20 protein-coding genes (1 of these 20 only partly in view) are annotated in these 26424 nt (G+C 47.0%); all 20 read left to right on the plus strand.

Annotation, left to right across the window (positions count from 1 at the left end):
* Positions 1-29: 29 nt before the first annotated feature.
* Positions 30-1790, plus strand: coding sequence for a histidine kinase (locus ACSQ8P_RS00750; RefSeq protein ID WP_436233481.1), 1761 nt, complete (start codon positions 30-32; stop codon positions 1788-1790).
* Positions 1783-3375, plus strand: a complete 1593-nt coding sequence (locus ACSQ8P_RS00755; protein WP_436233482.1) for a response regulator transcription factor — start codon at positions 1783-1785, stop codon at positions 3373-3375. Before ACSQ8P_RS00750 ends, ACSQ8P_RS00755 begins: the two co-directional genes overlap by 8 nt.
* A 189-nt stretch (positions 3376-3564) precedes the next feature.
* The gene (locus ACSQ8P_RS00760; RefSeq protein WP_436233483.1) at positions 3565-5634 is read left to right on the plus strand and encodes an alpha-glucuronidase family glycosyl hydrolase; all 2070 of its coding nucleotides are present in this window, start codon (positions 3565-3567) and stop codon (positions 5632-5634) included.
* Positions 5635-5663: 29 nt separating this feature from the next.
* Positions 5664-6668: an endo-1,4-beta-xylanase gene (locus tag ACSQ8P_RS00765; protein ID WP_436233484.1), complete on the plus strand. Its 1005-nt coding sequence runs from the start codon at positions 5664-5666 to the stop codon at positions 6666-6668.
* Between the two features lie 149 nt (positions 6669-6817).
* Entirely contained in the window at positions 6818-8446 is a 1629-nt protein-coding gene (locus tag ACSQ8P_RS00770) for a response regulator transcription factor (protein ID WP_436233485.1), read from the plus strand.
* Positions 8418-10205, plus strand: coding sequence for a sensor histidine kinase (locus ACSQ8P_RS00775; protein WP_436233486.1), 1788 nt, complete (start codon positions 8418-8420; stop codon positions 10203-10205). Before ACSQ8P_RS00770 ends, ACSQ8P_RS00775 begins: the two co-directional genes overlap by 29 nt.
* Before the next feature lie 94 nt (positions 10206-10299).
* On the plus strand, positions 10300-11997 hold the full coding sequence (locus ACSQ8P_RS00780; RefSeq protein ID WP_436233487.1) for an ABC transporter substrate-binding protein: 1698 nt from the start codon (positions 10300-10302) through the stop codon (positions 11995-11997).
* A gap of 142 nt (positions 11998-12139) precedes the next feature.
* Positions 12140-13075 carry an ABC transporter permease gene (locus ACSQ8P_RS00785; RefSeq protein WP_436239424.1) on the plus strand — a complete coding sequence of 312 codons (936 nt, stop codon included), beginning with the start codon at positions 12140-12142 and terminating at the stop codon, positions 13073-13075.
* Between the two features lie 37 nt (positions 13076-13112).
* A complete protein-coding gene (locus ACSQ8P_RS00790; protein WP_436233488.1) occupies positions 13113-14042 on the plus strand; it encodes a carbohydrate ABC transporter permease in 930 nt (309 codons plus the stop codon).
* Positions 14043-14109: 67 nt separating this feature from the next.
* Complete coding sequence (locus ACSQ8P_RS00795; RefSeq protein ID WP_436233489.1) at positions 14110-15255, plus strand: glycosyl hydrolase family 8; 1146 nt, start codon at positions 14110-14112, stop codon at positions 15253-15255.
* A 616-nt stretch (positions 15256-15871) separates the two neighbouring features.
* Positions 15872-16951: an ABC transporter ATP-binding protein gene (locus ACSQ8P_RS00800; RefSeq protein WP_436233490.1), complete on the plus strand. Its 1080-nt coding sequence runs from the start codon at positions 15872-15874 to the stop codon at positions 16949-16951.
* Positions 16944-17660, plus strand: coding sequence for an ABC transporter permease (locus ACSQ8P_RS00805; protein WP_056611390.1), 717 nt, complete (start codon positions 16944-16946; stop codon positions 17658-17660). The genes ACSQ8P_RS00800 and ACSQ8P_RS00805 overlap by 8 nt, the downstream gene beginning before the upstream one ends.
* Positions 17661-17665: 5 nt before the next feature.
* Positions 17666-19054: a GldG family protein gene (locus tag ACSQ8P_RS00810; protein WP_436233491.1), complete on the plus strand. Its 1389-nt coding sequence runs from the start codon at positions 17666-17668 to the stop codon at positions 19052-19054.
* Positions 19051-19983, plus strand: coding sequence for a DUF4340 domain-containing protein (locus ACSQ8P_RS00815; RefSeq protein ID WP_436233492.1), 933 nt, complete (start codon positions 19051-19053; stop codon positions 19981-19983). Before ACSQ8P_RS00810 ends, ACSQ8P_RS00815 begins: the two co-directional genes overlap by 4 nt.
* Before the next feature lie 114 nt (positions 19984-20097).
* On the plus strand, positions 20098-20322 hold the full coding sequence (locus ACSQ8P_RS00820) for a hypothetical protein (protein ID WP_056611378.1): 225 nt from the start codon (positions 20098-20100) through the stop codon (positions 20320-20322).
* A 28-nt stretch (positions 20323-20350) separates the two neighbouring features.
* Complete coding sequence (locus tag ACSQ8P_RS00825; RefSeq protein ID WP_436233493.1) at positions 20351-21280, plus strand: spore coat protein; 930 nt, start codon at positions 20351-20353, stop codon at positions 21278-21280.
* Between the two features lie 201 nt (positions 21281-21481).
* The gene (locus tag ACSQ8P_RS00830) at positions 21482-21967 is read left to right on the plus strand and encodes a hypothetical protein (protein ID WP_436233494.1); all 486 of its coding nucleotides are present in this window, start codon (positions 21482-21484) and stop codon (positions 21965-21967) included.
* 177 nt (positions 21968-22144) lie between these two features.
* A complete protein-coding gene (locus ACSQ8P_RS00835) occupies positions 22145-22846 on the plus strand; it encodes a heptaprenylglyceryl phosphate synthase (protein WP_436233495.1) in 702 nt (233 codons plus the stop codon).
* The gene (gene pcrA, locus ACSQ8P_RS00840) at positions 22836-25220 is read left to right on the plus strand and encodes a DNA helicase PcrA (protein WP_436233496.1); all 2385 of its coding nucleotides are present in this window, start codon (positions 22836-22838) and stop codon (positions 25218-25220) included. The genes ACSQ8P_RS00835 and pcrA overlap by 11 nt, the downstream gene beginning before the upstream one ends.
* A gap of 68 nt (positions 25221-25288) precedes the next feature.
* A protein-coding gene (gene ligA / locus ACSQ8P_RS00845) for an NAD-dependent DNA ligase LigA (protein WP_436233497.1) crosses the window boundary here: on the plus strand, positions 25289-26424 show its 5' portion. Its footprint extends 886 nt past the window's final position; the window shows 1136 of its 2022 coding nt (coding positions 1-1136); it begins with the start codon at positions 25289-25291; the stop codon falls past the right edge of the window.

The following is a 26424-nucleotide window of genomic DNA, read 5'->3' on the forward strand; positions in this document are numbered from 1 at the left end:
TCACCTCGGTAAGGAGAGGTTCTAACAGCATGCGAATGATAAGGAAACCAAGCTTTGTCGGTATTAGTAAAAAGCTGTTCATCCTTAACTTTATTTCCGTTATCGGGGTGGTGAGCATCCTAAGCTTTTTTGGTTACCAGCGCGTATTTGAACCGATTCGTGAGAGTAATGAGGAGGCGCTCCAACTTTCCGTTGTAGAAGTCGAAAATTATATAAAAACATTAATGAACAATATCCAATCTCAATTATTATTTATGTCTAGTTACGTCATTGACGGGAAAGTTGCCGATAACGACTACAACTCCCTTATGGAGAACGTAATGAGCCTGCATCGAGAAGAGATTGAAGGGTTTTACTATGTCCAGGATGGGCAAATCGTAAGCAGTGCACCTTTTGGGTACCAATTTTATGTGCCAGCGGGGCAAATTCAGAATATTTTTGAACAAACAGAGAAGACCGGATTTTGGTGGAGTTCTCCATACGCGATCACAGATAGCCAAACGATTTCGGTCGCCAAACGGGTTGATGGGCATCGGATGATCGTAATCGATTTGAATTTAAGTGCATTAGCGGGTCCCACGATTGTACAGAGACGTGATCAGAATATTTTTCTGTTTACGAATAAAGGTGAATTTATTACCTCGAATAGGAAACGAAGTGATTATGAAACGAATATGGAGCATGGGCAGATGGTTGTTGAGCTGCAGAAGCTGGTTTCGACAAGCCGCTCCTCATTCGATCAGATTCATACTTCGAAAGCCACGTATAGAGTTTTAAAGAGTGAGCAGAATCGCTGGAATTGGGTTGTACTTTCTGTCGTCAAAGAGGAAGAGGCATATCCGCTTATCGCGCTTTTGAAACAGCAGCTTTGGTTTGTGTTGGTGATGGCTGTGTTTTTATCAGCGATTGTCTCCGTGTGGATCGCCAAATATATTCATAAGCCAGTTGGCGTTATTATCAAGCAAATGAAGGTAGGGGCCAGAGGAGACCTGCATGCCAGAGTGCTATTGAAACGTAATGATGAATTTTCGCTTATCTCTGATGGGTTCAACCGTATGATGGACAACATTCAGCTGTTGTTCGAGGACCTGAAAACGGCAGAGGAAAAGAAGCTTCACCATGAATTAAAAGTGCTGCAATCTCAAATCCATCCTCATTTCCTGAATAATACGCTAAACGCGATTTACTGCTTGGATGAAGCTGGCCGGGCTTCCGAAATGGCTGCGATGATTGATTCTTTAATGGGGATGCTGCAGTATTCCATCGATAAAGTAGGTGACATGGTCACACTTCAGGATGAATTAGCACATTTGGAGCATTATGTACGGTTAATGAAGCTGCGCTATGGCCAGAAATTTGAGGTTGATATGGTTGTACCAGAGTGGTTGCTGGATGTACCCATTCCTAAATTGACGATTATTACCTTGGTTGAAAATAGTATTTTTTACGGATTACGCAAACGGGCAGTTAATCATATTATCGTAACGGCATCATCAGAGGCAGAGAAGGTCGTGGTGATTGAGGTTTCCGACAAAGGGCCGGGCATTGATCCAGCGAAATTTGAACAGATTCTTGCGGGGAACGTGGCGACATCATCTGAAAAAGGATTAAATAATCTAGGTCTGCGTAACATTCAGGAACGCATTCAGTTATACTTTGGAGCTGAATTCGGACTTCGATTCTACAACGAGCCCGGTGAAGGATTGTTGGTGTCCATTCGATTGCCGGGACTACCTTCGGAGAGTGAGCATTCTGTGACTGTGAACAAGGAGGTGAGCAGGCTTGCTTAAGTTGATGATCGTAGATGATGAGCTGTGGGTACGAGAACGGTTTTCGGAGCGAGTCAATTGGGATTCGATTGGCGTCCACCTGATGGGGGCTGCATCTGATGCGGAGGAGGCTATTGAATGGATGGAGAAAGAGCGACCTCATATCCTTCTGACTGACATCACGATGCCGGGGATGAACGGATTGGAACTGGCCGCCTACGTCCGTACAAAGTGGCCAAAGGTCAAAATTGTCATTCTCACTGCCTACGGTGAGTTTGCTTACGCCCAGCGGGCGATCTCTCTAGGTGTTACTGATTATCTAATGAAAATGGCGAAATCACCGGAGCACATTTTGGATACGATAAATCAGATTGCGCAAAATCTTCATCAAGAAATCGATGCGAACTGGCAGTTGGTATGGCACGAACGGAAAAAGTGGGGAGAGCGAATGCTAGATGGACATTCACAGCTAGATACGGCCGTCTATCCGGCTGCACTGTCCGAATTGATTCATCAAGAGCGACCGCAGCCCTTTGCCATCTTAGCGTATGGTTGGGATATCCATCGTATATTTGGTGGTCTTGTTACTGAAGAACGAATTCTCCAATTGCAGGCAGAAGCGGGTAGGATCGTTGAAAGAAAACTTGTACAACAGATACTGGAGTCCACGATATGCAGCACAGAAATGCGGAATGCGGTTGCCATTCCATATAGAGAAAACCGCTTGTTCGTCTTCCTTCGTATGCCAGATCACGCGGGCGTACAATCTGAGCTCGTGATGATCGCTAAGATTGGTTTGGACTTAGTGCGCTCCATTGTAGGTGCACACAGCTTTACGTATGTCGGAAATAACCTGATATATTCGCAGCAATGGGTAGAAGCGATGCTCCTATTACGCGAAGGACTTTCGGGTTATTTTTATAGAGATAGTCCTTATATAAGTGGTTTAGTGAAATCAACCTTTCAACGAATCGATCCTGAGCAAAGTCGAAAATGGATCTCAGCGGGGGTTCGGTCACTTGAGCAAGGTTTGATTAAACCGCTTCGCAGAACGGTTAGTGATATGATGAACAAAGTAGATCCACCTTATTTCCCGCCAGATCTGCTGCTTATTACACAGAAGATGCTGGATCCGGCTCATACCAAACTGCCAACTTCGGTCATAACCAAGCTCGATAGCATTCGTTATATAGAGAAATTGGCTGATTTCCAAAGTTGGTGGAACGAAGCATTGGCTGATATAGAGCGTGCAACTGGGGAACAAGGTATTGCTCATATGCGGAAAGAAGTACGAATGATATGTAAGCTAATCCATGAACGATATACCGAAGATTTGCAGGTTACGGAGTTAGCTCGCTTTGTAGATCTCCATCCCTCCTATGCAGGTCAGCTGTTCAAACAGGAGACAGGGGAGCATATTTCCGATTATTTAAACCGTACCAGAATTAGGAAGGCGGAGGAGCTCCTTCGGCATACGATGATGAAAATCTATGAGGTGGCGCAAGCCGTTGGTATTCCCGAATACCGTTACTTCTGCAAATTGTTTAAAAGTATAACGGGATCAACCCCAACGGAATATAAAAAAAGCAGTTCCATGCATGTGTGAACCATAGACACTAGTCGTTTATGGTTTTTTACATTTCCAGCTTCAGAGAGGGAGCCGTTCTTCGAACTCCTTTAATCTGTTGGGTAAAATCTAAAATTCGTAGGGTATGAAACTGGCGATGCAGACGATATAATAACACGCGAAAGCGCTTTATTTTGAAAACTATACATAAACAAGGGGTGGTGCAGCATGCCTACATATAAGCAAGAAACAGATCTTTGTTGGCTTCGATACTCCCCAATAAATGAGGCCGCTTTACTAGAAACCTACCGAACGTGGTGTCAGGAAATTGTTACTTATACGATATCTGAAGTCTTTCAGACGGCTGCGCACGAGCTTCACAGAGGAATTTCAGCGTTGCTTGGTGTCACGCCTGTCCATTCAGAAACACCTACGAAATCACATGCGATTCTGCTTAGCGTAAAAGATCAAACGACTGCACTTGATTATCTGTTGGATGCCAAGCGTGTAGTCAACATACAGGAAGATGGGTACCTGATTCAAACGGTAGAATCTGCAGGTCACAGCTATATCGTCCTCATCGGCGGATCCGATAAGGGTGTGCTATACGCGGTTTTCGAATTGCTTCGCAGACTTCAGTGCGGAGAATCTCTCGAGCAACTCGCCGTTGTTCAGAATCCCACGAATCGCCTGCGGATGATGAATCAGTGGGATAACATGGATGGCAGCATCGAACGTGGATATGCGGGTCGCTCCATTTTCTTCGAGGATAGTGCCATCGTTAAGGATCACACGCGCATTCGTGAGTACGCTCGATTGCTTGCATCGGTAGGCCTTAATGCGATCTCGATCAATAACGTGAACGTACATCGCCAGGAAACGATGCTGATCACAGAGGCGTTTCTTCCAGACGTAGCGCAGATTGCTGCGGTGTTCCGTTCGTACGGCATCACTTTATTTCTCAGTGTGAACTACGCAAGTACGATGGAAATTGGCGGATTGACTACAGCCGATCCGCTGGATAACGATGTTATCCTCTGGTGGGAAGAGAAGGCGGCCGAAATTTACCAATACATCCCTGATTTCGGCGGTTTCCTGGTGAAGGCGGACTCTGAATTCCGCCCAGGACCATTCACGTATGGCCGCGACCATGCGGATGGTGCCAATATGTTGGCTAATGCGCTTTGGCCGCATGGCGGTCTGGTCATTTGGCGGTGCTTCGTCTACAACTGCCTGCAGGATTGGCGCGACCGTTCCACGGATAGGGCGAGGGCTGCTTATGATCATTTCACGCCGCTGGACGGGAAATTTAAAGATAATGTCATTTTGCAAATTAAGAATGGTCCGATGGACTTCCAAGTTCGCGAGCCTGTATCACCGCTCCTCGGAGGTCTGCGCAGCACGAATCAAATGCTGGAGCTGCAAGTCACGCAGGAGTACACGGGGCAGCAGAAGCACGTTTGCTTCTTAGTACCGCAATGGAAAGAAGTCATCGACTTCGATACCTATGCGCAAGGCGAAGGCTCAACGACGGCTGACATTGCCAGCGGCGCTCTATTTGGGCGGGCGCACGGCGGCTTCGCAGCGGTGTCCAATATCGGTGATGATTGGAATTGGACGGGTCACGTGCTAGCGCAAGCGAATCTCTATGGATACGGCCGCTTGGCATGGGATCCAAGTCTTACTGCGGAAGCTATTGCAGAAGAGTGGATCAAGATGACGTTCAGCCGCCAGCCTGAGGTGGTTGCAACGCTTTCGGACATGATGCTCCGTTCGTGGAGCATTTACGAGAAATACACAGCACCGCTTGGCGTAGGCTGGATGGTCAACCCCAACCACCACTACGGTCCGAATGTGGATGGGTATGAATATGCCAAATGGGGGACCTACCATTTTGCGGATTGTCACGGTATTGGCGTCGATCGCACCGTGAAATCGGGAACGGGCTATACCGCACAATATCATGAGCCGCAGGCAGAACGATACGAATCGTTAGCGCAATGTCCGGATGAGCTGTTGTTATTTTTCCATCATGTGCCGTATACGTATCGCTTAAAGTCCGGCAAAACCGTCATCCAACACGTGTACGACACCCACTTTGAAGGTGTTGATGAAGCGGTTGGGTTGGTTGCTGCATGGACGGCGCTTCAGGAGCACATCGATGAAGTTCGCTATGCCCACGTGCTGCAGCGTCTCCATGATCAAGCTGAGCATGCGAAGGAATGGCGCGATGTGATCAATACGTATTTTGCAAGGAAATCAGGGATTTCGGATGAGCAGGGGCGTACGATTTACTAACTCACAGGAACTGAAGGAGGTCAACCAACGTGACGAAAGAAAGCCAAATCGGAATAGCTTCCTTATATCAGAAGTTTGAGCATTACTTCGATATGGGTGCAGCTGTGAATACGAGAACCATTGTAACGCAAGCCGATCTCATCGAACGGCATTATAATAGTGTAACGGCAGAGAATGAAATGAAGTTTGCTGAGATTCATCCCGACCTGGACCGCTATACGTTTGGAGCGGCGGACGCAATCGTTGATTTTGCAACAAATCAGGGGAAAAGGGTAAGAGGTCATACGTTAGTTTGGCACAATCAAACGCCAGATTGGGTGTTTGAAGGAGCAAACGGGCTGCCGGCAACGAGGGATCAGCTATTAATCCGGATGCAGCAGCATATTGAAACAGTAGTGAAGCGTTACCGCGGCCAAATTTACGCATGGGATGTTGTGAATGAAGCGATTGAGGATACGACAGATATCACGCTGCGTAAATCCAAGTGGCTGGACATCATTGGTGAAGATTACATCGCGAAAGCTTTTCATTTTGCCCATCAAGCAGATCCTAATGCGCTCTTATTCTACAATGATTACAATGAAACAAACCCTGTGAAACGAGATAAAATTGCTGCACTTGTGTCATCCTTACAAGATCAAGGTGTACCGATTCATGGCATTGGAATGCAGGGACATTGGAACCTTCAAGGCCCTTCCATTGAAGAAATCCGCACCGCCATTGAGCTCTACGCTTCTCTTGGCGTACAGCTTCAAATTACAGAGTTAGATCTGTCGGTATTCGAATTCACAGACAGACGAACCGATCTCACAGAGCCGACCTCTGAGATGCTAGAGCTGCAGGCGCAGAGGTACGAGCAAATTTTCGAGCTATTCCGAGAGTACCGTAACAGCATTACGGCAGTCACATTCTGGGGAGCGGCGGACGATTACACATGGCTGGATGATTTCCCGGTGAAGGGGAGAAAGAATTGGCCATTCCTCTTTGATGGTCATCACGCGCCGAAGAAAGCTTTCCATCGCATAATGAAGTAGTTGTGAAAATAGACCTTTACACCCATAGTTGTCAGATCATGACAGAGTGGGATACAATAGACAACATCTAGATTCTCGTATAGATACCTGCGAGTCCGGCTAAGTACCGGACTCGCTTTTCCATTTTAGTTACCAAGGGAGTGAAGGTCATGAAGCTGCAAGTGATGTTAGTTGATGATGAACAATATGTCAGGAAAGGTTTGCTAGGCTTAATTGACTGGGATTCCTTGGGATACTGTGTCAGCCACGAAGCGGATAATGGAAAAGATGCGCTGCGAATCATTACCTCCAGGCAATCTGAAATTGATGTTGTCATCACGGACATTCGAATGCCAGTGATGGATGGCTTAAAACTAATAGAAGAAGTGAAGCTTCACAATCTTAGTACATGCAAGTTTATTATTTTAAGCGGTTACAATGATTTCTCGTATGCGCGAACCGCCATTCGTTATGGGGTTAGCGACTACATTTTGAAGCCCATTGAGGAAGAGGATTTGGAAGAGACGCTACGGAAGTTAGCGCTTGAGATTAAAGAAGTGCGCTTGCAGAAAGCGATCAGCGGCCGACTCACATTGAGGGGCTTGTTCGAACAACTAAGTAGAGGCGAGCAAGCAGCCAAAGCCGTGCTGGAGCTTGACGAACGGGTTCGTCTGTCCAAAGGAAGCGTGCTCCGGTATGGCATTGTTGAAATGAATCGAAGCCTCTCCCAAGAAGGAGATGCGACGGATTACCTCATCAAGGACGATGTCACCGTTGTCGCCCAGGCCTTACAAACGTTAGTCGATGTTCCTAGCGACTTTGTTGTTCAGCTGCGCAATCATCAGTGCGCTTTTCTTATTTGCTCTGATGCGTTGAAGCTGTATGGCGGCAGCTATGAGCAATTTGGCGCAGCACTGCAGAACTTGTTGGCCAAGCGGCTGCAAGCGGGAGTCACGCTTTATTTTGGCACGAGTGTGAAAGATATGAAAATGCTCAGCACGTCGATTCAGACAGCTAACGAGCTGCTGCAGTACAAGTATGTGAAGGGGATGAAGGATGTTCTCTTCTATGAAACAGCCTCTAAGACGAAGCTAAGCTATGCAGAGCCGGATGTCGGCCTGTTTCATTCCATCCAGGAAGCCGTTGAAGAGCAAGAAACAGAGAAGATAAAGACAACGATCGCGACGCTGTTTGTTGAAATTGAAACAAAATCACTAGCCAAAGACGCGATTCGAACGATTATCAATCGCTATGTGCACCGAATCGTGGGAACATTACAGGGGATGCAAGGGCCAACGGATTTACTCGTAAATCTTAAGCCCATGCTAAGCTGGGATGCACAACCGCTTTCTTTTAGCCAACTGCAGCACTTATTTATTTCGTTTATGATCGAGAGCTCTCGTATGATGGAACAATTGCGGGGAGAGCAAACCAAGGGCAGCATCCACAAGATCAAGAGCTACATTGAGCATCATTACCAAGAGAACATCAATCTCAAAAGCATTGCTGCTGAGTTCTATATGAATCCGGTGTATGTCGGGCAATTGTTCAAGAAAACATACGGTCAGTATTTTAATGAGTTTCTGCTGTCTATCCGCATTTGCGAAGCCAAGAAGCTGTTACGTCAAACAGATTTGCGGATTTATGAAATTGCCGAAAAGGTAGGCTTTAATAACGCGGACTATTTTGTTGCGCAATTTGAGAAAATGGAGGATATGCCTCCATCTGAATATCGCAAAAAACTACTGACCAAACAAGGCGGGCATTCCCATGAAAATACGACGATTTCAACTAAATAATGTGCGTTTGCGCAATAAGTTGTTGATGCTTTACTTTCTAAGTGTGTTTATTCCGATATTATTGACCAATGTAATTTTCTATCAAGTGACGACTCATAATGTTCAGCGTCAGAAAACGGAAGATATCTCGTTGAATTTAGATAAATTGAAGGATGAATTTCGTGCCAAGATCGACAATGCGGTTGGGATTTCATCCGTCTTTTATACAGACGGCCTCTTAAATGATGCCCTGGAGCAAACATACGCAGAAACCATCGATTATGTGCGCATGTATAACTCCCAGCTGGCTACCAACATTAATAAGTACAATTTGGTGTATAGCGAAATTAAAGGGATTCAGATGTATACCAACAATCCAACGATAATTGACTCAGGCGGCTTACACCCGCTTACGGATATCATTCGGGAATCGGAATGGTACCGTGCTCTGCAGAAGGTGCTTGCGGTCGGGCAACCCTATCCGCTCGTTATGCGAAGCGATGACAATGAGAGCTCGTACAGCGGACTTAGCATTATCCGTCAAATGAACAATTTCGTGAATGCGAACACCTATAGTAAAATACTGAAAATTGAGATGAGTCCGGACGCGATCGAGATGATGTTTAGCAACCAAGCACTGCAAGGGAATCTGTATTTGCTGAACGCCGAAGGGGATATTCAGTATACGACGGACACGAAGCTGGATTGGATTCGGGGTAAAACGAACTTCCGCAGCGTGGCCATCCCTAAGGATGCCATTCAATTGGAGCGCGATTATAGCACTAATTATTTAAAAAATTGGCGAATTGTACTCGTTTCCGATGGACATGTCCTGGATGCGGTGCGCAAATCCAAGCAATTTGTCGTCTATTTAGCACTTCTTAACTTCCTGATACCCACTTTAATTATTTTCTGGATCTCATCCTCATTGCATACGCGTCTAGTCCGTATTCTTGTGCATATGAAAAAGGTGAAAAATCAACATTTCGATCTCATCGATGAGCCGGAAACGAAGGATGAAATCGGCCAATTGGTACGGGAATTCAACCGAATGACCGTGCAAATCAAGAGCCTCATTGATGATGTGTACATCGCGGATATTCAGAAGAAGGATCTGGAGCTGAAACAAAGGCAATCGCAGCTGCACGCTTTGCAGAGTCAGATTAACCCTCACTTTCTGTTTAATGCGTTGGAAACGATTCGTATGCGCAGCTTGATCAAGCAAGAAAATGAAACGGCTAAAATCATTAAAAATATGGCCAAAATGTTCCGCCGTTCACTGGAATGGGGCGGGGAGTGGGTCACGTTCCGTGATGAGCTGGATCTGATTCTATGTTTCTTAGAAATTCAGAAGTACCGATTTGGCGATAAGCTGAGCTACCGCTTCGAGGTGGATGAGTCGGTCTATAGCTGTAAAATCCCTAAAATGACCTTGTTGCCCTTCATTGAGAATGCTAGTCTTCATGGGATTGAGCCCTTGCAAGGCCATGGTACCATCGAATTGAAGGCGACTAGAATTGGGGATCAGGTGAATTTTACAATTGCGGATACCGGGATTGGGATGCCGAAGGAGAAAGTGGATTTATTGAACGCTTATATGGGTAACGGCGAAGATGTGAGTGGACACGTCGGGATGAAGAATGCTTTTATGCGACTGAAATTATATTATGGGGACGCCATTGATGTACAGATTAGCAGTGAGGATGGCGTCGGCACCATTGTGAAGATTACAACACCCGTCCAAGTGAATGAGAATGATCGATCACCTAAGCTTTACTAAGAAGATACTAAACTTTACAGGGTAATCAAGCTGAGAGCGGTTTTATATAATGAAAGTGCTTACAAGAAAGTGTTGAGAGGGGAGTTTCACAAGAATGAAGAAGTTGAAATTAGTCACGATGGGCACATTGTTAGCGCTTTCTCTAAGTGCTTGCAGCAGCTCAAACTCAGCAGATCCTGCCGCTTCCAAAACACCAAGCAGTCCTAGTGGGACAGCCGCTGCGAAGGAAGAGCTCAAACCGGCTACGTTTAGTTATTTCTTGTTTAACGCTGGGAAGAACATGAACACGAATGAAACCCCAATTGGTAAAGAGTTAGAGAAGCAAACAGGCGTTAACTTTAAAGTGGAGAATCTCGTTGGCGAATCCAAGACCAAGTCTGGTGTCATGATCGCTGGCAATGAGTTTCCAGATGTGGTACAGCCTGAAGGAGAAATCGATAAGTTCATGGATGCTGGCGCATTCATTCCGCTTGATGAGTTAATTGAGAAATACGGCCCAAATATCAAACGAGTATACGGTCCTTATTTTGACAAAATGAAGCAAAAGGATGGCAAGATTTATCACCTTCCCTTCAGTGCGAATCAAGGCTTCGCCCCTAACCCTAACGTTGATCAAGGCGCATTCTGGATTCAACGCGGCGTATTGAAGGAGCTTGGCTATCCGAAGCTTACGACACTTGACGAATATTTCAATGCCATTAAGACATATAAAGACAAGCATCCACAAGTGGATGGCAAGGATACGATCGGGTTCTCCGTCATGACGTATGACACGAACTTCTTCACAATTACGAACCCTGCTTTCCATCTAGCTGGCTACCCGAATGACGGTGGTCTACTGATTGATTTGAAAACAAATGAAGCGAAAAGCAATGCCATTGATGAAGCAACGACGAAACGTTGGGTGAAAAAACTCAATGAAGTCAATACAGCAGGTCTGTTCGATAAAGAGTCCTTCACGATGAACAAAGATCAGTATTTAGCAAAATTGACTTCCGGCCGTGTACTCGGTTACTTCGCATATGACTGGCAAGTCGGAGATGCGCGCAATAACTTGGCGAAAGCTGGCGTAGATGACAAGCGTTACGTGGCACTTCCGATCGTGTTTGATAAAGGGATTAAGGACCAATACTTGGATCCTCCGTCCTTTGTAAACAACCGTGGTATTTCCATTTCCAAAAGCGCGAAAGACCCTGTTCGCATTATCAAATTCTTCGACACTATGCTGACAGAAGATAATCAAATCCTTCAGCAATGGGGTATTAAAGGCCAAACGTATGAAGTGGACGACAAAGGGAAGTTCTTCCGCACAGATGAAGAAATTGCCAAAATTAAAGATCCTAAGTTCTATGAAGATTTCGGTTTGAAAATGTTTGCGTACAACTGGCCTCGTTATGGTAACTTCTCTATTGTAAAAGGAGACAATGCCTTCGATCCGAATAAGCAGCCTTCTGTTGCAGAGAAGAACTATACAGATGGCGATCGCGCACTTTTGAAAGCGTACAACGCGAAAGTCTTTACAGACATGTTTAGTAAGCCGGATGCTCGTCCGTGGTACCCTGCTTGGAGTATCAATAAAGGACAAGGCACACCTGAACAAATTTTCGAACAAAAAATGGGTGATCTTCAGAAGAAAGCTTATCCAGAAATGATTCTAGCTGCGGGCACAGATAAGTTCGAGAAGGCTTGGAGCGACTACGTGGCTCAAGCAAGCAAACTAGATATCAAAGGCTACGAAGCATTTGTAACGAAGGTTGTTAAAGACCGCGTTGCAGGTAACTGGGCGAAATAAGGTATAAAGCATATGGAATAAGGGATGCAGGGCACTAGAGCGTATGGTTAGTGTCATGCGTCCCTTCTATTGATAAAAAGCATTAAGGAGTGAGTGATTTTCTATGGAGAGCCTTACAAAAGAATCCCTAACGGACAGACCAATGCTATCCGAGAAATCAACAGGGTTAGCCTTATTTTTTCGTAAGCTGGGTAAACAAAAAGTATTGATGGCCATGTCGCTGCCTTTTCTCATTTGGTTATTTATTTTCAAATATGTACCACTTTGGGGCTGGTCTATGGCATTTCAAAAATATCGTCCTGCCAAAAAATTCTCGGAGCAAACGTGGGTTGGATTCGATCAATTTAAATTCCTCTTCCAAGATGAGGGTTTCATTCGCGTCATGCGAAATACGTTAGCGATGAGCACGATTAATCTCGTATTAGGCTTTGTTACAGCAGTTACCCTAGCTATTCTTCTCAATGAACTGCGTAAAGTTATTTTCAAACGCTTTGTACAGACAATCAGTTATTTGCCCCATTTTATTTCCTGGGTTGTTGCTGCAAGTATCGTATCCGGTGCCTTATCTACAGATGGCGGGATCATTAATGAAATCTTATTAAAATTACATGTGATTAGCGAACCCGTTCTATGGCTTGGTAAGGGTGAATATTTCTGGGGAATTCTTGGTGCATCCGAGGTGTGGAAAAACGTCGGTTGGAACACCATTATTTATCTAGCTGCGATGACGACGATTGATCCGGCTCTGTATGAGTCGGCAGAAATGGATGGAGCCAACAGATTTCAGCGCATTTTGTATATCACGCTTCCAGGCATTAAACCGGTTATTATCATATTGCTAATTATGAATTTAGGTCACATTCTTGAGTCTGGCTTTGAACCGCAGTATTTACTCAAAAATGGGATGAACATAGATTATGCAGAAAATCTTGATATTTTCGTACTCAATTACGGCATCAACTTAGGCAATTTCTCATTGGCAACAGCAGCAGGCATTTTCAAGACCGTCGTTAGCTTTATCTTCTTGATCAGTGCGAATCAAATTGCTAAACGTGCCGGTGAAGCCAGATTGTTCTAACTGTTTATTTGGACCACTTCACAGGGAGGTATCAGCTATGGAAGCTTCACAACAGGCAAGCTCGAGCCGGCGGAATACGCACATAGGTGATCGCTTGTTCGATATTTGTAATATCATTTTTATGTTAGGTCTCGTTGTTGTTACGCTGTATCCCTTTGTTAATACGCTGGCCGTAGCATTGAACGATGCGAATGACGCAGTCCGCGGAGGGATTTATCTACTTCCTAGAATGTGGACGTTCGACAATTTTAAATACGTGTTTAGCGAAGCCGCAATCGTGCATGCTTTCTTCATTTCGGTGTTGAGAACGGTGTTGGGTACTGTAGTTACAGTGTTCTGCTCGGCAATGGTAGCCTACACGATGTCGCGTCAAGAGTACGTGCTTCGCAAGTTCGTAACGGTATCCTTTATTTTCACGATGTATTTCAGCGGCGGATTAATTCCGGGATACCTGCTCGTTCGGGATCTTGGCATGTTAGGAAGCTTCTGGGTGTATATCATTCCAGGAATGATCGGGGTATTCAATCTAATTATCATTCGTTCGTTTATTGAAGGACTTCCTGACGGGATTATGGAAGCGGCTCGTATTGATGGCGCGAATGATTTCTCGATGTTCATGCGGATTGTTCTTCCGCTTGTTGTTCCTGTATTGGCGACAGTTGCGCTATTTAGCGCGGTAGGTCAGTGGAACTCTTGGTTTGACGTCTTCTTGTACAATTCTTCAAATGAAAATTTGAGTACGCTGCAGTACGAGTTGATGAAAATATTGCAGAACACGAATACGCAAACGTCGCAAACGGCAGCCGATATCTTTGCTAGCAGTGCGAACACTGGCGCAGCAACAGTAACGCCAACGTCAATTCGTTCCACCATGACCATTGTGGTGAGTCTTCCGATCATTATGGTGTATCCGTTCTTGCAAAAGTATTTTGTTAAAGGGATGACCGTTGGCGGTGTAAAAGGTTAGTAGATATAGCGACGAACCCCAGGCATATCCTATGTCTTGGGAGTTTGTAAATGAGGAGGCATTTCATATGCAAAAGCAAGCGATGGGCGCATTGGCTACAGGCAGCTACCGCAATCTATTTGCGGAGTATGGGTATGCGGAAGCGGATATTCAAGATAAATTGCAGGACATGTGGAACCAATTGTTCCACGGCGATGAAGATACGAGAATCTATTACGAAGCCGATGAAGCTGGTGCTTATTTATTAGATACTGGCAACCTGGATGTCCGTACAGAAGGAATGTCCTATGGTATGATGATAGCCGTTCAACTGGATCAGAAAGACGTATTCGATCGGATTTGGAAGTGGACACACACCAATATGTTGATGACTGAAGGCGATAATGCGGGATATTTTGCATGGTCCTGCAACACCGATGGCTCCAAGCGATCGAACGGTCCGGCGCCGGACGGGGAAGAATATTTTGCCTTGTCCCTATTCTTTGCTTCTCATCGTTGGAGCGATGGGCCAGCGCCATATAATTACAGTGAGCAGGCACGAGACTTGCTTCGGACGTGTATTCACAAAGGAGAAGACGGCATAGGCCAGCCCATGTGGAATCCGAACAATAAGCTGATCAAGTTTGTTCCAAACTGCGAATACTCGGATCCGTCGTATCATCTGCCGCATTTCTATGAGCTATTTGCAGAGTGGGCCTATGAAGAAGATCGGCTGTTTTGGAAAAAGGCTGCGCAGGCCAGCCGAGCCTATCTGCAGATTGCTTGCCACCCGGAGACGGGCTTGGCACCAGAGTATGCGCATTACGACGGCACGCCGAATGACGATCGTGGCTATGGCCACTTCTTCAGTGATTCGTACCGAGTGGCCGCTAATATCGGGCTGGATGCGGAGTGGTACGGCGGATCCAAGTGGCATGCCGACGCGGTCAATCGCATTCAAGACTTTTTCGCGGATAAGACGCCGGATGACTATCGTCGGTATCAGATCGATGGCACGCCTTTTGAAGAGAAAGCCCTGCATCCTGTTGGCATCATAGCTACCAATGCGATGGCCTCACTTGCGGTGCCTGACGGTGCTCATGCCAGAGCGTGTGTTGATTTATTCTGGCAGACGCCGGTTCGTACAGGTGTAAGACGGTATTACGATAATTGCTTGTATGCGTTTAGCGTACTTGCACTGAGTGGGAATTTTAGAATCTGGCTGCCTAAATAGGCTGCTGATAGGGAAACCATGAACGCTAGTCGTTTGTGGTTTTTTTGTTTGAGTTCGAGTCGGCACACATCCAGGCAAATACGCCACATTACTAACTAGCAAGTTGCCAATCGAAAAACAGATGGATAGACTAACCACCAGTCCAAATCGAGCTCCCTACTAAAAGTTACTCAACCATGAATCACCGAGCTTCCAACAAACGCTACACAACCACGAACCAATCGAGCCCCATGCCAACACTACCCCCGCCCGTTTAACTGGAAAATATCCATCTAAATTACTCATTTCCAAGCGAACTCTCAATATAACTGGAAAACATACAGTTATTTTGAGCATTCCCTCACATTTTTGATTTACATCCAAGAATAGCTGTACCTTTTCCAGTTATTTCACGAAAAACAGAGTAACAGACGGAATTACCTACATGTTTTCCATTTAAATTTTGTATCCGACATCATTCGCATTTACGAAACACTGATAAACAGAACACATCCCTTCGTTCACAATTTAGACACAATTTTTTAATCTATTTTTCAGATTTGCTTAAGGTTGGTTTATTGTTACACCCGTATAGTGATGATGAATAATACGAACGCATAGAAATGGGGGATCTTGGATGTTAGAGGTCAAACAAGTCAGCAAGCTGTACGGAAATGATCGCGGCGTGCATAACATCGACTTCTCGATGCAGCGCGGTGAAATCGTCGGCTTCTTAGGACCGAATGGTGCTGGCAAAACAACGACAATGCGCATGATTACAGGTTACCTGAATCCAACGCATGGTCAAATATGGGTGGACGGTCATTCCATGGCCGATAACCCGAAGAAGGCGCGCCGCAAGATCGGCTACTTGCCTGAAACACCACCCCTGTACCCAGAGATGACGGTACAGTCTTACCTGCGCTTTATCGCCAACCTGCGCGATGTGCCTGCGCGCGAGCAAAAACTGCGTGTCGGCGAAGCCATCGACAAGCTAGGACTGCAAGGTCGCGAGAAGCAAATCATTCGCTCCCTCTCCAAGGGCTACAAGCAGCGCCTCGGACTCGCGCAAGCGATTCTACACCAACCGGATCTGCTCATTCTGGACGAGCCTACGTCTGGCCTCGATCCGAAGCAGATCATCGAGATCCGCCAGCTCATACATGAGCTGGGAGAAAACCACACCGTGCTGCTAAGCACGCACATCTTGCCTGAGATTAACGCGATTTGTAACCGCGTTCTCATTATTAACCAAGGCCGCGTCGTCCTTGACGAGCGCCCTGAGCATCTCGGCCGCACGATGGGCGAGACGTTCGAGGTGTCGCTCGAGGTCAAGGGACCTCGTGAGCGGATCTTGACCGAGCTGCGCAGCTTGCCGTCCGTCGGCGAAGTGAAAGAAGTCGACGCACCGGAAACGGGCGCAGCAGCAATGGGCGCACCATCGGCGTCCGCCCCTGTCTCCTCAGAGGCAGACGAAGCCGCCTCACTAGATCACGCCGCCGCTTCAAGCGAGTCCGTCAAACTCCTCGTGACCTCCGCAGATCGCGCAGAAGACATTCGCGAAGCGGTATTCTTCCGTCTCGCTAGCGCAGGCTTACCGATTCTAGCGATGAAGCGGGAGAGTCTCAGCCTAGAGGATATCTTCCTCAAGCTGACGACCGACGAGCCAGAAGCGCCTGAACTTGTTCCAACCGAGGAGGGTGACACCGATGCGTAGAATTTGGGCCATTTGCTCGAAAGAGCTGCAAATGTATTTCTTCTCGCCAGTTGCGTATGTGGCGTTTGCCTTCTACGTGCTGTTGTCGAGCTTCTTCTTTTACGTGAACTTCGTGGCTGGACAGCCGCCAATTGTGGATGCGCGCTCCATTGTGGGCAATACCACGTTCATCTATCTGTTCATTATTCCGTTGCTCACAATGCGTCTTGTAGCGGATGAATTTCGTCAAGGTACTGATGAGCTGCTCCTGACATCACCTGCGGGTATTAGCGAAATCGTGCTAGGCAAATATCTATCCGCTCTAATCGTGCAAGTCGGCCTAGTGGCGATCAGTTTGGTGTATCCGCTTATCATGTCATCTTTCGGTACACTGGATATGCCTGTCACGTGGTTGTCGTACTTGAGCATGTTCCTGCTAGGCTGTGCGATGATGGCGATTGGATTGTTCGCATCCAGTTTGTCGAATAACCAGATGGTTGCGGGGATCACGGGTTTTGTTATTTTGCTGTTGCTGTGGCTATTGGATTGGGTTAGCAGCTCTATGACGGGTAAATTGAAGGATTACGTAGGTCAATTCTCATTGACCGGTCATTTAGGCAACCTCCAAAAAGGTGTTTTCCACGGCGGCGACATCCTCTTTTACATCACATTAACAGCCGTGTTCCTGGTTCTTTGTATACAAGTCCTTGAAAGAAAGCGTTGGAGGTGAGCGGAATGAATAAGTGGATACGGGGAACTAATGCGACTGTACTATCAATCGCGGTTATCGGCATTTTCATTATTCTGACAATCTTCCTACACTCGCTTAAGGGCTTCCAGGTCGATTTGACGAAAAATAAAAATTTCACGCTCTCAGAGCAAACAACCGCTGCACTCAAAAATCTCAATCAAGATATTCACGTCATCGCCTTCACAAACAGTGGAGATGGCAATGATTTTGTGACACGTCAAGTCACGGATATGGTGGCTGAGTATAAGAAGCAAAGTAGTAAAATTACGTACGACGAGTACGATATGCTGAAGCAGCCTTCGATGGCGAAGCAGTATGGGGTGGACCAAGGCGGAACGATTATTTTCGAATTGGGTACCAAAAAGCAAAACATCAACTTCTATGAATTGTTCGTCGGACAACAGGATGGCTCCTATACCTTCTCAGGCGAAGAGAAGTTTACACAAGCGATTCAAAGCCTGACATCTGCGGAGAAACATACGGTTTACTTGCTCTCAGGTCATCAAGAGTACCCGGCATCTGCTATGAGTATTTTCAAAAGCAGCCTGGCTGCTGCCAACTATGACGTGAAGGATCTGAATCTTTACGTGGAAGGCAAAATCCCGGATGATGCGCAAATGCTCATGCTGCTAGGTCCAACCAACGATCTGAACGACAAAGAAGCAGAGCTCATTCAGACCTATTTGAAGGGTAAAGGTAAAATTTATATCGCGCTGGGCTTCAACAAGGATATGACGACGAAATGGAAAAACATTGATGCCATCATGAAAACCTATGGTATTCAGGATCAGCATGCGATTGCGATTGAAACGAAGCAAACGTCCTTGTATGACCCTTTAACGATTATCCCAGAGTACGGTTCACATGATATTACAAATAAATTATCCAGCAATAATTTGATTACGATGCTGTCACTAGCAGTTAGCTTGAATGCGGATGAAAGTGCGCCGGATTATACCAAATCCTTGCTGTTAACAACAACGGATAAAGCTTACGGTGAAACGGACATTAACCTGCTGGCACAGAACAAGACGAAGCAGGATGCGACAGATGTCAAAGGACCGCTTAACTTGGGTTACGCCATCTCAGACAAAGATAACAAGCCGAAAGCTGTTATTCTAGGTGGTTCTACATTCGTGTTGGATGAAGATATTCAGAATCAAGGGAATAAGGACTTTGCTCTGAACAGTATTGGCTGGCTGCAAGAACAGAGAGATCAAATTACGATCCGTCCACGACAAGGGGATGCGTATCAACAGGCAATGATTACACCTAGCCAAGCGAATACGATTTTCCTCATCACCATCGTGTTCTTACCACTCTTGTTCCTTGTAATTGGCGGCTTGATCTGGTGGAGGAGGAGAAGAGGATGAAACGGTTTATTCCAACCATTCTGTTAGTCGCCATTTGCATCGGTGGCTTCTGGTACGCCTCAAGCAAAGACTTCTTTCAAGAGAAGAAAGATGAACCCAAGTCCCTTCTAACCCTGAAACAAGAAGATGTGAAGGCTGTCACCGTGAAAACGGAGGAGGAGCAGATTGAATTAAGCCGTACGACCACTGGTTGGGATATGCAAAAGCCAGCGGCTGCGCCGATCAATTCGAATCAAGTTGACTCATGGTTAGATATGTTAGGTCTGGTAACGTCGACTAAGGTTGTGGAGGATCAAGCAACGAATCTAGCTGAATATGGCTTAGATAAACCTGTGGGCACCTATGAAGTCACCTTGAAGGACGGTTCCAAACAGGGCTTGCTCGTAGGGACTGCGTTGCCGATCGAAGGCTTCTCTTACGTACAAGTGGAAGGCTCATCTGCCGTGTATCAAGTCAGCGACCAATCGTTGACATCGCTGAACAAAACGCCGGTCGACTTTGCCGACACAAGTCCTATTCATCAAGAGAACGACAAGGTACAAAGTGTCAAGTTGACATGGAAGGGCCAGTCATGGACGCTTTCCAAGACAGACAAAGATAAAGTCGCTGCGGATGCAGGCTGGAAGCTTGGGGATAAAGAGATGAAGGGCACGGAGGCAAGTCCGCTGCTCGATCAGTTAATCTTCCTGCATACTAGTGAACTACCGCAAGCGGCAGCTCAGAAGCCGACAACAGATGGAGAGCTTAAATTGGAGATAGCCATGACGGTAGACGGGAAAGACGTTACCGATGTCTACGAAGGTAAATTGAGCGGAGAACAAATATGGTTAGCCAAGCAGGGTGGGCAGTGGGCTTACTCGCTGGCAGCCGAGGATATTCAAAAGTTAGCAGATGCGTATGCGGGTAAACCTGCACAGCCTGCATCCTAATCGAAAGCTGCTTCCTACAGGGATTAAACTGTGGCGAAGCAGTTTTTTTGTTTATCCGACATAAAACGGCATTTTTTGGGAAAAATAGAAGAGAGGAAAGGAGGTCACATGCACATGTATAACACGCAAGAGAACCAAGCTATTTCAGGTAAAGAACTTTCGTATCTAACGGATACATTCAAGAATGAAGAATTGTTAGCGAAGCTTTGTGTACAAGGCGCGGTGAACAGCCAAAGTCAGTCCTTGAAGCAAACCTTGTCTCACCTATCTCAAGAACGACTGCAAAATATGAGTATCCTGATCAATGCCCTGCAACAACAATCCGGAATGACCCACTAATTCGAACCTACAAGGAGGTGCAAGTCGCATGTATCAGCAAAATTCTCAACAACAGCACCAACAGCAGCAAGTAGACTTAGAAGATCTGGACTTTGCCAACTTCGTCCTGTCTGAATTGAAGCGCAGTGCGCGTGAATACACAACGGCTGCGTTAGAAGCTGCTAATCCTGGCATTCGACAGACCTTTGAAACTTTATTGCAAAAAACATTGGATGATCAAGCGCTTGTTTTTCAAGAAATTCAGAGCCTTGGCGGGTATCAAATTCAACAGGCTGAGCAGCAGATGATTGAGCAAGAGCTTCAGAAGCAGAGTCAGACGGCGCTCCAAGTACAAAGCATCGTCCAACAGCATGTTAGCCGAGCTGCTTCAGCTAGCTTTACGCAGCAAGATCGGAGTTCGGAGTCGTCTACTCAGTCGCAGCAACAACATCAGCAACAATCTCAATCCCAGCAACCTCAATCGTATCAAACGGCGTCTCATCAATCCGAACAACCGTACCAACAAAGACAACCGTACAGTCAGCAACAAGGGCAACCAAATCAAGGGCAGAACCAAGTTGCGGCACTGCACCAAACACCAACTGCAGCACCTACACCTTCGTTCCAGCCAGTGAATTATGCCAACCAGTATCCGAATGCGGTGTACAACAATCAACAAGGTCGAGGCCAAGGATATACACCAAGTCAGTCGCAGCAACAGTCCTCTTCTTATAACCAAACTCCAACAAGGAGCTATCAAGATCCAAGCCCAAGCCATGAGCAGTCGAGCTACGGTCGTGGATCCCAGGGATATGCAGCTTCTTCCAACTATACCAATGAGCAGACAGGCGTAACGGGGATCGGCAGGGGTGCGCAAGCACGTATTGTTTCCCGTACACAGCAAGGCATGCCATCGTCCAGTTCTGAGGGGAACTCCTACACGAATAGGTCACAAGAAGGTAATAAATATAACTTCTAAATAAGTGTAATCACGATTAGATCGTTTCCGGACGATTGTTTCCAGACATTCAGACATCCTGGCCTCCCTCGGCAGGGTGTCTTTTTGTTTTCTTCCTCCAATTTGTCCTACTATTTTTCTAATTCAGGAATGAGTACGGCTTGGCACACATATATAAGGAACATAGGATGTCCAAACTTAGGGAAAAGGGAGCTTAAGCTGATGAAAAAAACGTGGGTATATGGTGCGGCTACTTTAGTGGTATTGGGAGCATTAACTACAGCATGCGGTTCCAAAGATGAGGTCATCCCGTCCGTAGCAACAGGGACGAAGGATGCGGGCACTGCGACAACGGTTCAAGTGAAGACAGAAACAGGAACGGGTACGAAAACGACAGCGACAACAACAACGACGAGTGCGAAGCCTGCAATTGATGCCAACTACAAGGTCGATGGGAAGAACGTCACGATTACGTACCAAACGTCCAATTTCAAATTATCCGAAGAAGACATGAATAAAGCGAATGTACAGGGAGAAGGGCATCTCCACCTTTATGTGGATGGCAAGCAGAAGGCGATGATCGGTAAAACAGGTCCATTAACCCTCACAAATTTAACCACAGGTGCACATGAAATTAAACTCGAGCTCCAGCAGAATGACCATAAAGAAATTAATGTGGAGAAAATTCTCAACATCGTCGTGAAATAACGAACATTTGTGCGTATTACGGCGCAAATGTAGCTTCCACGAAGATCGGATACGTTCAGTTGCATATTCCTCTAAAAGACGGGCGATTAGCCCGTCTTTTGTCATTTGACACACCAGAATGCGTAGCATAGACTGTTGATAGTATGGCAGAACTGCCGCCTAATCGGAGGGAAACATTTGATCGTCGATATACGTAAGTGGAAACATGTATTTAAGCTCGACCCAGACCGGGACATCTCAGACGAGGCGCTGGATCGGCTCTGTTTATCTGGTACAGATGCGATTCTGGTAGGAGGCTCCTCCGGAGTGACGTTCGATAACACGGTAGATCTTCTATCGCGAATCCGTCAATATGAGGTTCCCGTTGCCCTAGAGATTTCAAATCAGGAAGCGATTGTGCCTGGCTTTGACCTTTTTCTAATACCTGTTGTGCTGAATGCAGATGATCCGAAATGGATCGTCGGGCAACATCACGAGGCGCTGAAGGAATACGGGGCATTACTGAATTGGGATGAGATCGTAGCCGAAGGCTACATTATTTTGAATAGAGAAGCGACGGCAGCCCAGCTGACCTCAGCGCGTACCGACTTGGATGCGAAGGACGTAACAGCTTATGCGCGTATGGCGGACAAGCTTTTTCACATGTCGATCGTGTATTTGGAATACAGCGGCACCTTTGGTGATATGGAACTCGTCCGTCGGACGCGGCAGGTGCTCGAGAAAGCCCGTTTATTGTATGGCGGCGGGATCGACTCGCTAGAGAAAGCGCAACAAGCAGCGGACGCGGCAGACACCATTGTGGTAGGCAACATTATATATAGTGACTTGGAGCAGGCGCTTCAGACCGTGAATGTGAACTTTGATAGAAATGGAAGGTAACCCTAACGTGAATGAAACTGTCAATATTTTAGAAGCAATCAAAAAGTTGAACCCCCAGCAGCGCAAAGCTGTAGAAGCCGTAGATGGCCCTCTTTTAATTATGGCTGGAGCGGGAAGCGGTAAGACGCGTGTGCTCACGCATCGAATCGCTTACCTCATTGGCACGCGCAAAGCGGCGCCGTGGAACATTCTAGCGCTAACGTTTACGAACAAAGCAGCCCGTGAAATGCAAGATCGTGTAGGTAAGCTGGTAGGCGGAAGTGGCGCTGACATTTGGGTTTCCACCTTTCACTCGATGTGTGTGCGCATGCTGCGTAAAGACATCAATCGGATCGGCTTTTCCTCTAACTTTACAATCCTAGATTCAGGCGACCAACTGTCGGTTATCAGAACCTGCTGCAAAGAGCTCAATATTGACACCAAAAAGTTTGAACCGAAGACCTTTCAAGCGGCGATCTCCACAGCCAAAAATGAACTTATCTCTCCTAAACAATTTGAAGACAAAATCGGAGACTACTTCGATGGCATGACCTCGAAAATATATACCCTTTATCAAAAGAAGCTTAGAGCCAATAACTCTTTGGATTTTGACGATTTGATTATGGCGACGATCCACTTGTTTAAGGAAGTTCCAGAGGTACTGGAATTTTATCAAAACAAATTTCAATATATTCATGTCGATGAGTATCAGGATACGAACAGAGCGCAGTATATGCTGTGTCAGATGATTGCTTCGAAGCACAAACGTATTTGTGTCGTAGGGGACAGTGATCAGTCCATCTATCGTTGGCGTGGAGCGGATATTAGCAATATCCTCAATTTCGAACAGGATTACCCGGATGCAACGGCGATTCTCTTAGAGCAGAATTACCGTTCGACTTCTAATATTTTGCAAGCAGCCAATAAAGTCATTGCTAATAATACAGGCCGTAAGCCGAAGAATCTGTGGACGGATAAAGAGGGCGGCGTAGCGATAAAGCTGTACCAAGCCGATTCCGAGTACGAGGAAGGCTACTTTGTAACCAATGAGATTAATAAGAATAAAGCCAATGGCAAAAGATTCGGCGATCACGCCATCCTATACCGCACGAACGCGCAGTCCCGGGTAATTGAGGAAATTCTGATTAAATCGGACATCGCCTATACCATTGTTGGCGGAGTCAAGTTCTATGATCGTAAAGAGATTAAGGATATTTTGGCCTATCTAAGACTCATCTCCAACCCGAATGATGACATCTCCTTGAACCGTATTGTGAACGTGCCGAAGCGGGGCGTTGGGGATACGACGATGGATAAAGTAGCCGATATGGCCGGACGCAGAGGGATCTCCTTGTTTGCCATGCTAGAGGAAGTGGACTCACTCGAGATCAATACGAAGGCGAAGCATGCCCTTGCGGATTTCCGCGAAATGGTTGATAACCTCAATCGCATGGTGGATTACTTGTCCGTAACCGAGCTTACAGAGAAAATCCTTGAAATGTCCCAGTACCGTTTAGAAATGCAGCGCGAGAACACGATTGAATCCAAGGCTCGTCTCGAAAATATTGAAGAGTTCCTGTCCGTGACCATGGACTTTGAGAAGCGTAATGAGGATAAATCCCTCATTTCCTTCCTCACAGACTTAGCTTTAATCGCGGATATTGATACGCTCGATAAAGACAAACCCGAAGAAGAGCAGGACGCTGTCGTCCTCATGACGATGCACAGCGCCAAAGGACTGGAATTCCCGGTTGTCTTCATCATCGGGATGGAAGAAGGCGTCTTCCCACACAGCCGTGCGTTCGCCGACAACGAAGAACTCGAAGAGGAGCGCCGTTTGGCCTATGTCGGCATCACGCGCGCCGAGCAAGAGCTATTCCTCACGTGCGCGCGCATGCGCACGCTCTTCGGCCGCTCCGCCGCGAACGCGCCGTCGCGATTCCTTCAGGAGATTCCGAAGGAACTCCTGGAAACCGTCTCCGCTGGCGCCGCCAGCGGCGGCTTCTCCCGAGGCGGCCGTTCCGGCGGCACCTCGTCCTGGGGCAGCGGCGGCAGTGCCGCTGCATCGAGCCGTGGCACGACCACCGGCTCGTCTACCTGGGGCACACCGTCCTCCTTCGGGGGACGGCCAAGCACTGGCACGACCGCTGGCGTGGCTGCGCCAAGCCCTGCGGCCGCGTCGAGACCGGCTGCGTTCCGGGCGCCGCAGCCTGCCGCAGGCGGCGCGGTGCCGGACTACAAAGCCAGCGACCGCGTGTCGCATGGCAAGTGGGGCACCGGCACCGTTGTGTCCGTGAAAGGCTCGGGTGATGATACCGAGCTGCAAATTGCTTTCCCGGCGCCTGTTGGCTTGAAGCGCCTGCTCGCGAAATTCGCTCCGATCACGAAGGTGTAGGAGCGCTCTGCCTTGTTAGGCCTTGCTTTGTCCCGTAACTATTCCCATTGAGAGAGGAAGAGTCCGCCATGACCGATAAACTCGCGGCAATGAAAACCCTCATCCAAGAAATCAACAAGCATAACCACAATTACTATACGCTGGATCAGCCCACGATTTCCGATGCGGAGTGGGATGCGCTTTATGATAAATTAACGAAGCTGGAGCAGGAGACAGGGGTTACGCTCCCTGCTTCCCCAACCCATCGGGTGGGTGGAGAGCTGCTCAAAGGCTTCGAACCTCACCGCCATTTAGCCCGTCTCTGGAGCTTGGATAAAGCGCAGAATGCCGACGATTTGGCAGCCTGGCATACACGTGTACTTAAGCTGATTGCTGATTACAATAGCAAGAACCCTGAAACGCCTCTGCCAGACCCTACTTACGTGGTAGAACTTAAGTTTGATGGGCTTACACTAAACCTTACCTATGAGCAAGGTCAGCTGGTTCAAGCATCTACACGCGGAAACGGGACCGTTGGCGAAGGTATTTTGGCACAAGTCAAAACGATCAAATCGATCCCGCTGGAGATTCCTTACGATCAGGGGACGATTGAAGTGCAAGGCGAGGGCGTCATGTTCCTGTCCGTCCTTGAAGCATACAATAAGACGGCCGCAGAGCCGCTCAAAAACGCTCGAAATGCCGCAGCAGGTGCCCTGCGTAATCAGAACCCCAAACTAACCGCAGAGCGTAAACTGAACGCTTTCTTCTATAATGTGGGCTATAGCAGTGATCTCCAATTTGAAAATCACGCCGATATGGTTCAGTTTCTGCGCGAGAATCTGTTCAAAGTGAGTAACCGCACACGGTATTTCTCCACGATCGAAGAAGTCAGTGGTGAGCTGGAACGCATCGCGGAGGAGCGGTCCAGTTTCGACTTCCTCATTGATGGAAGCGTCGTAAAGCTGACGGATATGCGCACACGAGAGGTATTCGGCTATACGGAGAAATTCCCGCGTTGGGCGATTGCTTACAAGTTTGAAGCCGAAGAAGCGACGACAATCCTGCAAAGTGTTTCTTGGGAAGTCGGCCGCACAGGTAAAATAACACCATTAGCCCGCGTAGAAGCCGTTGATCTCGCAGGCGTGACGGTGCAGAACTGTACGCTCAACAACGTTGGCGACATTGAGCGTAAAAACCTCAAACACGCCCTCGGCAGCCTCGTCTA

The organism is Paenibacillus sp. LjRoot153 (assembly GCF_964253085.1).
Classification (GTDB): Bacteria; Bacillota; Bacilli; order Paenibacillales; family NBRC-103111; genus Paenibacillus_E.

Coding starts and splice junctions, on each gene's coding strand:
- ACSQ8P_RS00805 (WP_056611390.1), top strand. CDS start 16,944: ATGCGTAGAATTTGGGCCATTTGCTCGAAAGAGCTGCAAATGTATTTC.
- ACSQ8P_RS00800 (WP_436233490.1), top strand. CDS start 15,872: ATGTTAGAGGTCAAACAAGTCAGCAAGCTGTACGGAAATGATCGCGGC.
- ACSQ8P_RS00825 (WP_436233493.1), top strand. CDS start 20,351: ATGTATCAGCAAAATTCTCAACAACAGCACCAACAGCAGCAAGTAGAC.
- ACSQ8P_RS00820 (WP_056611378.1), top strand. CDS start 20,098: ATGTATAACACGCAAGAGAACCAAGCTATTTCAGGTAAAGAACTTTCG.
- ACSQ8P_RS00790 (WP_436233488.1), top strand. CDS start 13,113: ATGGAAGCTTCACAACAGGCAAGCTCGAGCCGGCGGAATACGCACATA.
- ACSQ8P_RS00760 (WP_436233483.1), top strand. CDS start 3,565: ATGCCTACATATAAGCAAGAAACAGATCTTTGTTGGCTTCGATACTCC.
- ACSQ8P_RS00780 (WP_436233487.1), top strand. CDS start 10,300: ATGAAGAAGTTGAAATTAGTCACGATGGGCACATTGTTAGCGCTTTCT.
- ACSQ8P_RS00775 (WP_436233486.1), top strand. CDS start 8,418: ATGAAAATACGACGATTTCAACTAAATAATGTGCGTTTGCGCAATAAG.
- ACSQ8P_RS00750 (WP_436233481.1), top strand. CDS start 30: ATGCGAATGATAAGGAAACCAAGCTTTGTCGGTATTAGTAAAAAGCTG.
- ACSQ8P_RS00795 (WP_436233489.1), top strand. CDS start 14,110: ATGCAAAAGCAAGCGATGGGCGCATTGGCTACAGGCAGCTACCGCAAT.
- ACSQ8P_RS00815 (WP_436233492.1), top strand. CDS start 19,051: ATGAAACGGTTTATTCCAACCATTCTGTTAGTCGCCATTTGCATCGGT.
- ACSQ8P_RS00810 (WP_436233491.1), top strand. CDS start 17,666: ATGAATAAGTGGATACGGGGAACTAATGCGACTGTACTATCAATCGCG.
- ACSQ8P_RS00830 (WP_436233494.1), top strand. CDS start 21,482: ATGAAAAAAACGTGGGTATATGGTGCGGCTACTTTAGTGGTATTGGGA.
- ACSQ8P_RS00770 (WP_436233485.1), top strand. CDS start 6,818: ATGAAGCTGCAAGTGATGTTAGTTGATGATGAACAATATGTCAGGAAA.
- ACSQ8P_RS00785 (WP_436239424.1), top strand. CDS start 12,140: ATGCTATCCGAGAAATCAACAGGGTTAGCCTTATTTTTTCGTAAGCTG.
- pcrA (WP_436233496.1), top strand. CDS start 22,836: ATGGAAGGTAACCCTAACGTGAATGAAACTGTCAATATTTTAGAAGCA.